This is a genomic window from Sphingomonas chlorellae (genome assembly GCF_056485145.1).
On the sequence record NZ_JBQXXM010000001.1, the window covers coordinates 1 to 13620 of the forward strand.

Annotated in this window: 5 protein-coding genes, 1 rRNA gene and 1 riboswitch; of the genes, 4 read left to right on the plus strand and 2 right to left on the minus strand. The window is 67.9% G+C overall.

The annotated features are described in order from the left end of the window. Positions 1 to 110 (minus strand): 16S ribosomal RNA (locus ACT3CF_RS00005); the annotation flags it as partial. A 500-nt stretch (positions 111 to 610) separates the two neighbouring features. After that, positions 611 to 2230: an NAD(P)/FAD-dependent oxidoreductase gene (locus ACT3CF_RS00010; RefSeq protein ID WP_478419663.1), complete on the minus strand. Its 1620-nt coding sequence runs from the start codon at positions 2228 to 2230 to the stop codon at positions 611 to 613. A 99-nt stretch (positions 2231 to 2329) separates the two neighbouring features. After that, positions 2330 to 2415: riboswitch (glycine riboswitch) on the plus strand. A gap of 120 nt (positions 2416 to 2535) precedes the next feature. On the opposite strand from ACT3CF_RS00010, the gene ACT3CF_RS00015 reads away from it, so the two are divergent. The 4 genes from ACT3CF_RS00015 (at position 2536) to ACT3CF_RS00030 (ending at position 13564) form a co-directional block, all read left to right on the plus strand. Then, complete coding sequence (locus ACT3CF_RS00015; protein ID WP_478419664.1) at positions 2536 to 3918, plus strand: L-serine ammonia-lyase; 1383 nt, start codon at positions 2536 to 2538, stop codon at positions 3916 to 3918. A 239-nt stretch (positions 3919 to 4157) separates the two neighbouring features. Continuing rightward, positions 4158 to 5996 carry a methyl-accepting chemotaxis protein gene (locus ACT3CF_RS00020; RefSeq protein ID WP_478419665.1) on the plus strand — a complete coding sequence of 613 codons (1839 nt, stop codon included), beginning with the start codon at positions 4158 to 4160 and terminating at the stop codon, positions 5994 to 5996. A gap of 102 nt (positions 5997 to 6098) precedes the next feature. Beyond that, a complete protein-coding gene (locus ACT3CF_RS00025; protein ID WP_478419666.1) occupies positions 6099 to 8042 on the plus strand; it encodes a putative bifunctional diguanylate cyclase/phosphodiesterase in 1944 nt (647 codons plus the stop codon). 263 nt (positions 8043 to 8305) lie between these two features. Continuing rightward, the gene (locus ACT3CF_RS00030; protein ID WP_478419667.1) at positions 8306 to 13564 is read left to right on the plus strand and encodes a cadherin domain-containing protein; all 5259 of its coding nucleotides are present in this window, start codon (positions 8306 to 8308) and stop codon (positions 13562 to 13564) included. Positions 13565 to 13620: the final 56 nt, after the last annotated feature.

Sequence of the window (13620 nt, forward strand, 5' to 3'; positions counted from 1 at the left end):
CCCACGCGTTACGCACCCGTGCGCCACTAAGGCCGAAGCCTTCGTTCGACTTGCATGTGTTAGGCATGCCGCCAGCGTTCGTTCTGAGCCAGGATCAAACTCTCAAGTTTGATGTTCCACCCCTACCCCGCCGGAATGTGCGAGGCAGAAGCAGCTCATTTCCAGGAGCCGTTCCTGCACAAATCTTCACGTATGGAAACGTGTAAGGACTATGCGAAACGGCTTAAGCTTTTACCGAGTACCCAGCGCCTAGAAGCCGCCGGAACCCGGAGCCGCCGCCCACATGTCCCTTCATCAAAATCACAATGTCAAAGAGCGACAAAAACCGACGCACCGTCATTCCCCTTTTTCTCGGGGCGACCCATGCGCCTGATTTTCGGTGACCGCCGCGCCGTTCAGTGAAGAGCACCGCGTCGGTGGAGCGGCATATATGGGCCACCTCCAAACCCGTCAACACGCTTTTTCACTTTTGTTGCGGTTTTCGGACAGCGACCCCGGTTTTCGACGTTTTTCCAAGCCATTCCATCGGTTTGGAAGGTTTGTTTGAGGCTTTCCAGATGGCCGTCCGGGCGAATCGCCGCGCGAATCGGCGGCGAATCGCGCGCCGGACTCAGCCGAGAAGCGCCTGTCCGACCGCTTCGGCGACCTTGATCCCGTCGACACCCGCCGAAAGGATGCCGCCCGCATAGCCCGCGCCCTCTCCCGCCGGGAAAAGGCCGGCGGTGTTGAGGCTTTGCAGATCGCGGCCGCGCGTGATCCGCACCGGCGACGAGGTTCGCGTCTCCACCCCCGTCATCACGGCATCGGGATCGTCATAGCGCGCGATCTGGCGACCGAAGACGGGCAGCGCCTCGCGCATCGCGGCGACGACGAAGTCGGGAAGCACCTGCGCGAGGTCGGTGAGATGTACGCCGGGCTTGTACGAGGGGATCACCGCACCGAAGCTTTCGGACGCACGGCCGGCGAGGAAGTCGCCGACCTTTTGCCCCGGCGCCTGATAGGTGCCGCCGCCCGCGACGAACGCCGCCGATTCGAGCCGGCGCTGAAGCGCGATGCCGGCGAGCGGATGGCCGGGATAGTCGCGGTCGGGGTCGATGCCGACGACGAGCCCCGAATTGGCGTTGAACTCCTTGCGCGAATACTGGCTCATCCCGTTGGTGACGACGCGCCCCGGCTCGGAGGTGGCGGCGACGACGCGCCCGCCGGGACACATGCAGAAGCTGTAGACGGTGCGCCCGTTGCTGCAGTGATGCGACAGCGCATAGGCCGCCGCGCCGAGATCGGGGTGGCCCGCGCAATTGCCGTAGCGCGCGCGGTCGATCCAGCTCTGGGGATGCTCGATCCGCACGCCGATCGAGAAGGGCTTGGCCTCCATATAGACGCCGCGATCGTGAAGCGCCTGGAAGGTGCCGCGGGCGCTATGCCCGACCGCGAGCACGACATGCGTCGCGGCGAGATAGCCGCCGTCGTGAAGATGAAGCCCGCGCAGCGCCCGCGAACCGTCGGGTGCGGTCGCGATGTCGAAATCCTCGACGCGCGTGCCGAAGCGATATTCGCCGCCGAGCGATTCGATCGTCGCGCGCATATTCTCGACCATCGAGACGAGGCGGAAGGTGCCGATATGCGGATGCGCCTCGGTCAGGATCTCCTCGGGCGCACCCGCCTTGACGAATTCGGTGAGCACCTTGCGGCCGAGATGGCGCGGATCCTTGATCTGGCTGTAGAGCTTGCCGTCGGAGAAGGTGCCCGCACCGCCCTCGCCGAACTGGACGTTCGATTCGGGATCGAGGACGCCGCGCCGCCACAGCCCCCAGGTGTCCTTGGTGCGTTCGCGCACCACCTTGCCGCGTTCGAGGACGATCGGTCGCAGCCCCATCTGCGCGAGCACCAGCGCCACGAACAGCCCGCAAGGCCCGGCACCGATCACGACCGGGCGCGGGCCGGCATAGTCGGCGGGCGCATGCGCGACGAGGCGATAGGCGGTGTCGGGCGTCGGCTTCAGATTATGGTCGCCGGCAAAGCGCGCGCGCACCGCCGCCTCGTCGCGGAGCACGAGGTCGATCGAATAGACCATCTGGATCGCGCTTTTGCGGCGCGCGTCGTTGGCGCGCCGCGCGATCGTCCATTCGATCAGATCGTCGGCCGCAATGCCGAGGCGATCGAGGATGGCGGCCGGCAGAGCCTCCGCGGGGTGTCCCAGCGGCAGTCGCAGTTCGGAAAGTCGGAGCATGCGCCCCCCATAACGCCAAGCCGCCCGCGACGCCATTCGGGCCGTCGCACCACGGTGCCGCAGGCGGTTGACTGGCCGCGCAATCCCCCCGATCAAGTGACGGTCAGAACGGGAGAGACCGGCACAGCCGGCGCCGAAGGAGCAACCGCCCCGGAAACTCTCAGGCAAAAGGACCGGCTGACCGACATACTCTGGAGAGAGGCAGGGCAAGGCCCCGCGCCCGCCGACGGGATAACGATCTCAGGCAAAAGGACAGAGGGGGCATCCGAACCGCCGGCACGGCCGGCCTGGAAGGAGTGCCCCGTTTGTCTTCGCGATTCGCCCCGGCCGCCGCGCCGCTTTCGGTCCGCGACCTGTTCACGATCGGCATCGGCCCGTCGAGCTCGCACACGGTGGGGCCGATGCGCGCCGCCGCCGCCTTTGCCGCCATCGCCACCGCGACCGGTTTGCCGCAGCGCGTGCGCTGCACGCTTTACGGGTCGCTGGCGCTGACCGGCCACGGCCATGCCACCGATGTGGCGGTGCTGCTGGGCCTCGCCGGATGGCAGCCCGAGACGGTCGACCCCGATGCCGCGCCGGCGCAGGTCGCGCAGATCCGCGTCGAGCGGACGCTGCGGCTGGCGGGAATCGGCGCGGTGCCGTTCGACGCGGACGACGACCTGCGTTTCGAGACGGGCGTGTTCCTGGAGGCGCACCCCAATGCGATGCGGTTCCGCGCCGATTATGCCGACGGCAGCACGATCGAACGCGTCTATTATTCGATCGGCGGCGGCGCGATCCGCGTCGAGGGCGAGGCCGAGCAGGGCCCCGGCCAGCGCAACCTGACGCTCCCCCACCCCTTTGGATCGGGTGCCGAGCTGCTGGCGATCGGCGCGGAGACCGGGCTGACGATCGCCGAGATCATGTGGCGCAACGAGGACGCGTTCCGCGCGCGCAGCGAGACCGAAGCCTTTGTCGACGGCGTGCGCCAGGCGATGCTCGACTGTATCGCGCGGGGGTGCCGGCAGGAGGGAACGCTGCCCGGCGGACTGAACGTGCGGCGCCGCGCGCAGGCGTTGAAGACAGCTCTGGGCGCGGCGGCGACGGCGAGCCCCGCCCAGGTGTTCGAATGGGTCAGCCTGTACGCGCTGAGCGTCAACGAGGAGAATGCCGCGGGCGGCCGCGTCGTCACCGCGCCGACCAACGGCGCCGCGGGCGTGCTGCCGGCGGTGCTCAACTATTACGAGACCTTCTGCCCCGACGCGACGCGCGAGGGGAGCCGCACGCTGTTGATGACCGCGGCGGCGATCGGTTTCCTGTACAAGCTGCGCGCATCGATCTCGGCCGCCGAAATGGGGTGCCAGGGCGAGGTGGGCGTCGCCTGCTCGATGGCAGCGGCGGGGCTGACCGCGGCGCTGGGCGGATCGAACGCGCAGATCGAGAATGCCGCCGAGATCGGCATGGAGCACAATCTGGGCCTTACCTGCGACCCGATCGGCGGGCTGGTGCAGATTCCCTGTATCGAGCGCAATGCGATGGGCGCGGTGAAAGCGATCAACGCCGCCGCGCTCGCGCTGCGCGGCGACGGGACGCATATCGTCTCGCTCGACGCCGTGATCGAGACGATGCGCCAGACGGGCGAGGACATGCGCTCGCAATATAAGGAGACGAGCCTGGGCGGGCTGGCGGTGAACGTCGTCGAGTGCTGACCGTGCCCAGACGGCACGCGCGACCGGCGTGATTTGAACCGGAGCGGTGATCCACGTGGAACAGGCCGGCACCGCCCCGCCCCCGCCGCCGCGCAAGGGCGTGCCGACTAGGTAGTTTCCGCGAGCCATGGCGTCGGCCTTCGGCAACGCCGACGCCTCTACAATGAGGCAGATTTGTTCGCGCGACCGCCAGCGAGGGGGAGGTTTGCGTCCGCGATTCCTGGGTTGAGGAATCACGAATGAGTATCTCTGCGTTCGTCCGGAAAAGTGCGTTGGCGATGATGATCCTGCTGGTGGTCGGCGGGTCGCTCGCCGCCTGGCGGCTCGACCGTATCCGCATCGGCGGGGCGGTCGAGCAGGCCCAGCAGGAAAATGCCGACCTGATCGCCGATATCCTGCCGCCGCCGGCCTATATCATCGAACCCTATCTGGAGGCGACGCTGATCCTGAACGATCCCGGCCGGGTCCAGGACGGCGCACGGCGGCTGGCCGCGCTGCACCGCAGCTATGACGACGAACGGATCGCCTATTGGAAGCAATCGCCGCTGCCCGCGCCGCTCAAGCAACTGCTGATCGAGCGCGCCACGCCGGCGGCGGACGGCTTCTGGCGCGAACTGGAAGACCGGTTCATCCCCGCGATGACCGCCGGCGACGTGCGCACCGCGCGCGAAAGCTATGCCCAGCTCTCCGCCGGCTATGCGCGCCATCGCGCCGCCATCGACACGCTCGTCCAGCGCGCGACCACCGAACAGGCCGCCATCAAGCAGGAGGCGGCGCACGAATTCACGCTGGCATTGACGATCGCGGCGCTGGTGGGGCTGGCACTGGCCGTGCTTGCCGGGCATTTCTTCATCACGATGCAGCGGCGCGTGCTGCGGCCCGTCGCGACGCTGGGCGAGGTCGCCCACCGGCTTGCCGCGGGTGAATCGGAGACGGTGCCCTATCAGGACCATGCCGACGAGATCGGCGAGATCGCCAAGGCCTTTGCCGCGTTCCACGAGACGAGCGTCGCGCGCGCCGAGGCCGATGCGCAGCACCTGGCGCAGCAGAGGCATGTCACGGCCGCGCTGAGCAAGGGGCTGATGGCGCTGCGCGAGGGCGACCTGACCCAGTTCGTCACCGACGACCTGCCCGGCGATTATGCCGTGCTGAAGGAGGACATCAACCAGGCGGTGGGTGCGCTGCGCGAGATGATCCAGCTGGTCAGCGAAAGCGCCGACGGCATTCGCCAGGGCGCGCGCGAGATCGCCGACGCATCGGGCGACCTGGCGACGCGAACCGAGGTGACCGCGAACAACATCGCGCAGGCAACGGGTTCGCTGCAGCAGATCGAGCGCCAGATCGAGGAGGGCATGACCGTCGCCCGCAACACCGTGGCACGCGCCGACGAGGCGATCGCCTGTGTCGAGACGGGCCGCGCCAAGGCCGATCGCGCGGTACAGGCGATGGACCGGGTGAACGACCGCGCGCGCAACATCGACCATGTGATCGAGGGGCTGGACAAGATTTCGTTCCAGACGCGCGTGCTGGCGATGAACGCCGCCGTCGAGGCGGGGCGCGCAGGCGAGGCGGGCCGCGGCTTCGCCGTCGTCGCCGACCTGGTCGGCGCGCTGGCGATGCGCGCCGAGGAAGAGGCGCGCCGCGCCCGCGAGCTGCTGACGAGCACGCAGGACGAGATCGCCGTGGCGGCAGGCGCCGTCCGCGAGACCGACGAGGCGTTCATGGCGATCTCGCAGGACGTCGTGACGGTGCACGACCTGCTCGGCCAGCTGAGCGCATTCAACGGCGCGCAGTCGGCGTCGGTGAGCGAGATCGCCCGCGCGATGCAGGAGATGGACCGCGCGACGCAGCAGAATGCCGCAATGGTCGAGCAGACGTCGGCCGCGACCAACCATCTTTCGGGCGATGTGGCAGCACTTGCCGAGCGCGCGGGCGCGTTCCGTTTCGAACGCCGCCGCCGGGCGACGCCGGTCGCGGTCGATCGGCGCAAGAACCGCCCCGAGGTGCATCATTATTTCGGCAATCACGACGGCGACGCGCCGGGGCGGCCGCATGTCGAGGCGATCGCGGCCGAGTGAGACGGTCTGCAGCGATTTCCCGTATTTCTACAGGGGCGGCTTCGCAGGAGCGGTTAACCCGGGCGGCGCAAGGGTGATGTTGCTGAATCGGGAGCGGATTTCGTGCGTAGGCTTTTCCTGTGGTTTGCGGAGATCGGGAACGATCCGACGCTGGCGCTTGCCCAGGCGGAGCAACTGCGCCGGCAGATTCCGCTGCTCTATGGCCTGTTGCTGATCAATTCGCTGGCGATCGCGATCACCCATGCCAGCCTGGCGCCGCCGCTGCTCACCTTCAGCGTGCCTCTGGTGCTGTTCGGGGCGACGCTGGCGCGGCTGATCTACTGGAGCCGCTCGCGCCCGATCGTCGACCCTGTGCGCGCGCAGCGGCTGTTGCGCACGCTGACCGTGCTCGCGGCGGTGTTCGGCACGGCCTATGTCATCTGGTCGTCGATGCTGTCGCGCTATGGCGGGATCTATGAGCACGCGCACGTCGCGCTCTATGTGTCGACCACGGTGATCGGCTGCATCTTCTGCCTGACGCCGTTGCCGCAGGCCGCGGTGGTGGTTGCGGTGTGCGTGCTGCCGGCGTTCTGGATCGACGTGCTCGACCAGCAGCATTGGGCGTTCGCGCCGATCACGGTCAACGTGCTGCTGGTGCTCGCGGTGCTGATGCGCGTGCTGTTCAACGCGTTCGGCAGCTTTCGCAGCGAGATCGGCGCGCGGCAGGAGCTGGCGCGGCAGCATGCCGAACTCGTCCGGCTGAACGAGGCCAACCGCCAGATCGCGATGACCGACAGCCTGACGCAGCTTGCCAACCGCCGCCGATTCTATGCCGATCTGAACAGCGCGATCGACGGCGGGGCGCGTATCGGCCAGATGTCGGTCGGCATCATCGACCTCGACCGGTTCAAGCCGGTGAACGATACCTTCGGCCATCATGTCGGCGACGAGCTGCTTGCCGAGGTCGCCTCGCGGCTGCAGACGACGGCGGGGGCGCAGGCGATGATCTATCGCCTGGGCGGCGACGAGTTCGCGATGATCACGCGGATCGACCCGCATGCGAGCGAGATCCTGGCGCAGCGGCTGTGCGACGCCGTGGCGCTGCCGGTGCGGCTGGGCGACCGGCAGATGAGCGTCGGCGCGTCGATCGGGCTCGCGTCGCTCACCGAAGCCGATACGAGCGCGCGCGCGCTTGCCGAACGCGCCGACCACGCGCTGTATCACGCCAAGCGCCAGCGGCCGGGGACGATCGTGACCTTCACCCCCGAACTCGAAAAGGCGGTGCGCGACGAGCAGGCGATCGAGGTCGAGCTGCAGGCCTGCGTGCTCGACGACGAGCTCGACATCCATGTCCAGCCGATCGTCGATGCCCGCACCGGGCAGATGATCGGCGGCGAGGTGCTGGCGCGATGGGACAGCCCGCGGCTGGGGCCGGTGAGCCCGACCGCGTTCATCACCATCGCCGAGCGCAGCAGCCTGATCCACCGCATCACGCTGGTGATCGTCCGCCGCGCGCTCGCGCTGCTGGCCCGGTTGCCCGACACGATCTCGCTTTCGGTCAACATCTCCGCCTGCGACCTGACCTCGCGCGCGACGATGGCCGCGATCGTCGATGCGGTGGCGCGCAGCGGCGTCGATCCGGCGCGGCTGTGGATCGAGGTCACCGAAACCGCGGTGATGCGCGACACCGAGGCCGCGATCCAGGCGCTGCGCGGGCTGCGCGCGAACGGCATCAAGATCGCGCTCGACGATTTCGGCACCGGCCAGTCAAGCCTGAGCAACCTCCACCGCCTGCCGCTCGACAAGGTGAAGCTCGATCGCAGCTTCATCAACGACCTCGACGATCCCGGCAGCCGGTCGATCGCGATGAGCGTCGTCGAGCTGTGCCGGACGCTCGACCTGCTGTGCGTCGCCGAAGGCGTCGAGACCGCGCGCCAGCTCGCCACGCTGCGCGCGATGGGGTGTACGCTGATCCAGGGCTATCTGTTCTCGCCGCCGCGCCCCGTCGGGCAATTCCTCGCCGCGGCGACGCGCAGCGACCTCGACCGGGCCGTGATTGCAGGCTGACGCAGACGCGCCTGTCGTCCCGGCTGCCCCGTTTTGGCACCGGCACGACCCCGCTTTACTGCACAATTTCCGCTAAGCGACTGTTTTTGCTGACCGAGAAAATTGGTTACCGCAAAATGCACCTTTCGGCACGGAAGTGCCGCGATTGAAACAATCATGTCATGCACCCCGCCTAGCCCCCGGGTTCGTTTCAATCCGCGCGTTGCAGACGGGGGCGTTCGAGCACTCGAAGGCAGCGCGCGGCATCCTGCAGGGGGCACGCGATGGCTACGAACGTCTTCATCAACGAGTTTCACTACGACAATGCCGGCACCGATGTCGGCGAGTTCGTCGAGATCGCCGGCGCGGCAGGCGCCGACCTGACCGGCTGGAAGGTGGTGCTGTACAACGGCAATCCCACCTCGGGTAAGGTCTATGCGACCTATTCGCTCAACGGGGCGCTGCCCAACCAGCAGAACGGTTTCGGCACGGTTCAGCTCGCGCTGCCGGCGAACGGCATGCAGAACGGCGGCTCGACGGGCGCGACCGAGCCCGACGGCATCGCACTGGTCGATGCGAGCGGCGCGGTGGTGCAGTTCATCAGCTATGAGGGCGCCTTCACCGCCGTCGACGGCCCCGCGGCGGGCATGACCAGCACCAATGTCGGCGTGTACGAGGACGGTACCAAGAACGGCACGTCGATCGGCCTGGTCGGCAGCGGCACCAAGGCGAGCGACTTCACCTGGGCGCTGATCAACGACGACACGCCGGGCGGCGTCAACGTCGGCCAGACCTTTGCCAATGCGACGCCGGTGACGCCGGGGACGCTCAGCATCGCCGACGCGGCCGTGACCGAAGGCGACAGCGGCACGCGCGACCTGGTGTTCACCGTCACGCGCGACGCGGGCAGCACCGGCGCGGTGAGCGCGACCTGGTCGATCGGCTTCGGCACGGGCGCCAACCCGGCCAATGCCGCCGACCTGGCCAGCGGCACCGCCACCACCGGCACGGTGACCTTCGCCGACGGGCAGACCAAGGCGGAGATCCGCATCCCGGTCGCCGGCGACACGAGCTTCGAAGCCGACGAGACCTTCACCGTCACGCTGAGCGGTGCGACGGGCGGCGCGTCGATCACCAAGGCCGCCGCGACGGGCACGATCGTGAACGACGATGCCGCGCCGCCCGCCGGCCCGGCCAATGTGTTCATCAACGAGATCCATTACGACAACAGCAGCACCGATGTCGGCGAGGGCATCGAGATCGCGGGCACCGCGGGCACCGACCTGACCGGGTACAAGCTCGTCTTCTACAACGGCACCAACACGCCCGATGCGGCGCCCGTCTATGACACGCTGACGCTTTCGGGCGTGATCGACGACGAGGGCAACGGCTTTGGCGCGCTCGCCTTTCCGCGCGCGGGGCTGCAGAACGGCGCCGCCGACGGCGTGGCGCTGATCGCGCCCGACGGCAAGGTGATCCAGTTGCTGTCGTATGAAGGCACCTTCACCGCCGCCGCCGGCACCCCGGCCGCAGGCGTGACGAGCACCGACATCGGCGTCGCCGAGGAGCCCGCTCCGGGCGCCGGCTTCTCGCTCCAGCTCAAGGGCGCGGGTTCGAGCGCGGGCGACTTTACCTGGGCGCCGGCATCGGCCGACAGCTTCGGCTCGCTCAACGACGGCCAGACGATCCTGTCGGCGACCGGCCCGGGCCATCTGCGCATCGACGACGCGCGCGTGACCGAAGGCAACAGCGGCACCACCAACATGGTGTTCACGGTGCATCGCGCCGGCGGCAGCGCGAGCGCGGCGAGCGTCGACTATCAGGTGCTGCTCAACGGCACCGCGGACGCCGCCGATCTGGCCCCGGGCGCGGTGCTTTCGGGCACCGTCACCTTCGCGGCGGGCGAATATAGCAAGCAGATCGTCGTGCCGGTCGCGGGCGATACGCTGAGCGAACGCAACGAGACGCTGACGGTGAAGCTGGGCGCGACGACGGGCAATGTCGTCGTCGATGTCGCGCAGGCGACGGGCACGATCGTCAACGACGATTCGGTGTCGCTTTCGATCGGCGAGATCCAGGGCGCCGGCCATGTCTCTGCCTATGTCGGGCAGACGGTGGTGACGACGGGCATCGTCACCGCGGTCGACAGCAACGGCTTCTACCTCCAGTCGGCGGTGGGCGACGGTGATTCGCGCACGTCGGACGCGATCTTCGTCTTCACGAGCACCGCGCCCAAGGTGGCGGTGGGCGACGGCGTGTCGGTGCAGGGCACCGTCACCGAATATGCCGCCGACGCCAAGAGCCTGAGCGTCACGGAGATCACCGCGCCCAAGGTGACCGTGGAGAGCAGCGGCAACGCGCTGCCCGCGGCGGTGCTGATCGGCGAGCACGGCGTGCTGCCGCCGAGCCAGGCGATCGACAGCGACCACCTGACCAATTTCGACCCGGCGCATGACGGCATCGATTTCTGGGAATCGCTGGAGGGCATGCGCGTCACGATCGAGACGCCGCAGGTCGTGTCGAACACCAACAATTACGGCGAGACCGACGTGGTCGCGTCGCTCGGCCATGGGGCGACCGGGGTCAACGACCGCGGCGGCATCACCATCTCGGCGGGCGACTACAACCCCGAGAAGATCCAGCTCGACGACGACAGCGCCATCTTTGCCGGATACAAGCCGGGCTATTCGATCGGCGACCAGCTGAGCAGCGTCACCGGCATCGTCAACTATGCCTTCAGCAACTATGAAGTGCTCGTCACCGATGCCGTGACGGTGACCAAGGACGTCACGATCGAGCGCGAGCAGACCGCGTTGCAGGGCGATGCCACGCACCTGTCGATCGCAAGCTACAATGTCGAGAATCTCGATGCGTCGGACAACAAGTTCGACATCCTGGCGAAGGACATCGTCAACAACCTGCGCGCGCCCGACATCATCGCGCTGCAGGAGATCCAGGACGCCGACGGCGCGGGCACGGGGTCGGACCTGTCCGGCACGGTGACGGCCAAGGGGCTGATCGACGCGATCTATGCCGCGTCGGGGCTGCATTATGCCTATATCGAGATCGCCCCGACCACGCCCAATTCGACCGGCGGCGAGCCCAACGGCAACATCCGCAGCGGCTATCTCTACAATCTCGACCGCGTGTCCTATGTCCAGGGCAGCGCCGAGCTGATCGACGGCGCCGCCTATAACGGCAGCCGCAAGCCGCTGGTCGCGCAGTTCGAGTTCGCGGGGCAGAAGATCACCACGATCAACGTCCACTTCACCTCGCGTGGCGGCAGCGATCCGCTGTGGGGCAACAACCAGCCGGCGGCCAATGCGGGCGATGCCGCACGCACCGCGCAGGCGGCGGGGGTCAAGGCCTATGTCAACGACCACCTCGCCGCCGATCCGTCGCTCAACATCGCGGTGCTCGGCGACTGGAACGGCTTTTACTTCGAGGACGCGCAGACGCAGCTCACCGACCCGGCCAAGGGCGGCGTGCTCACCAACCTCAACTCGCTGATGCCCGCCGAGGAGCGGTACAGCTATATGTTCGAGGGCAATGCGCAGCAGATCGACAACATCCTCGTCACCGCCGGGCTGTTGAAGAACGCGCAGATCGATTCGGTGCACATCAATGCCGAATTCGGCGGCAACCGCCCGTCGGACCACGATCCGCAGGTGGCGCTGCTGTCGTTCGCAACGGCGCCGACCCAGCTGGCGCTGAGCAACGCGCACGTCGCGGAGAACCTGCCCGCGGGCACCGTCGTCGGCACGCTTTCGGCGACCGACACGCCGGGCGACACGCTGACCTATACGCTGATCGACGATGCCGGCGGGCGTTTCGCGGTCGACGCCAAGACCGGCATCGTCACCACCACCGTCGCGCTCGACCATGAGGCGGTCGCGAGCCTGACCATCGTCGCCAAGGTCACCGACCAGACCGGCCTGTCGACGCAGGCGGGGTTCACCGTCGCGGTCGACAATGTCAACGAGGCGCCGGGCGCGCTGACGCTCAACGGCACCAGCGTCGACGAGAATCTGCCGGCGGGAAGCGTCGTCGGCACGCTCGCCGCGACCGATCCCGACGGCGAGGCGCTGACCTATACGCTGACCGACGATGCCGGCGGTCGCTTTGCGGTCGACGCCAAGACGGGCATCGTCACCACCACCGTCGCGCTCGACCATGAGGCGGCGGCGAGCTTCACGATCGCCGGCAAGGCGACCGATGCGGGCGGGCTGGCGAGCGAGGCGCGCTTCACCGTCCAGGTCAACGACGTCAACGAGGCGCCGACCGGCCTGGCGCTGAGCCATGCGAGCGTCGACGAGAACCTGCCCGCGGGCACCGTGGTCGGCAAGCTTTCGGCGAGCGATCCCGATGGCGACGCGATCCATTACGCGCTGGCGGACGATGCCGGCGGCCGCTTTGCCGTCGATGCCAAGACCGGCATCGTCACCACCACCCAGCCGCTCGATCACGAAGCCGCGGCCAGCTACACGATCGTCGGCAAGGCGATCGACGCGCATGGGCTGGCGAGCGAGGCGAGCTTCAACGTGCTCGTTGGCGACGTCAACGAGGCGCCGGTGGCCGAGGCCGACGGCATCAAGGTCGACGAGGACGCGACCACGGGCAATCTGTGGGCGGCGCTGCTCGGCAACGACCATGATCCGGACGCCGGCCAGACGCTGACGATCGTCGACATCGACACGGTGGGGACGCTGGGGAGCATCGCGTTCGACCCGACGACGCAGACGCTGCGTTATTCGGCCGACAGCGACATCTTCGACGTGCTCGCGCCGGGGAGCAAGTTCGTCGACCACTTCACCTACACCATCACCGACGGCCATGGCATGGTGAGCACGGCGATGGTTTCGGTGACGGTGACCGCCATCGCCGACGGGGTGACGCGGATCGGCACCATCTATGCCGACACGATCACCGGCACCGCGGGCGAGGACACGCTGTACGGCAACGCCGGCAACGACACGCTCTATGGCATGGGCGGCCACGACCTGATCGACGGCGGCCTGGGCAACGACACCATTTATGGCGGCGACGGCCATGACGTGCTGTCGGGCAACAATGGCGACGACACGCTGTACGGCGATGCCGGCAACGACCGCATCTATGGCGGGGCGGGCAACGACAAGCTGTTCGGCGGCGACGGGCGGGACATCCTGCTCGGCGGCGCGGGCAACGACACGCTGACCGGCGGTGCCGGGGCTGACAGCTTCCACTTCGGTCGCAGCGAAGGCAGCGACACGATCACCGACTTCAACACCGCGGAAGACCAGATCATCCTCGACGGGATCAGCCTGACCCGATCGACGGTGAGCGACGTCAACCGCGACGGGATCGCCGACCTGACGCTGACCTTCACCGGCGGCACCAGCGTGACGCTGCTGGGTGTCCACGACGTGAAGGCCGTCACCTTCGGCGCGCCCGACGGCTATACGAGCAACGACCCCGGCTTTGGCGGCAGCCTGAGCGGCGGCGTGCTGTCGGGCCTGTTCGAATCGGGGCCGAAGCTGGTCGATCTTTCGCACGGCTTCTGACCGATTGACTCGACCGGCTGATCATTGTCAGCCCGTGCTGCGCGGTCGTCCGGGCC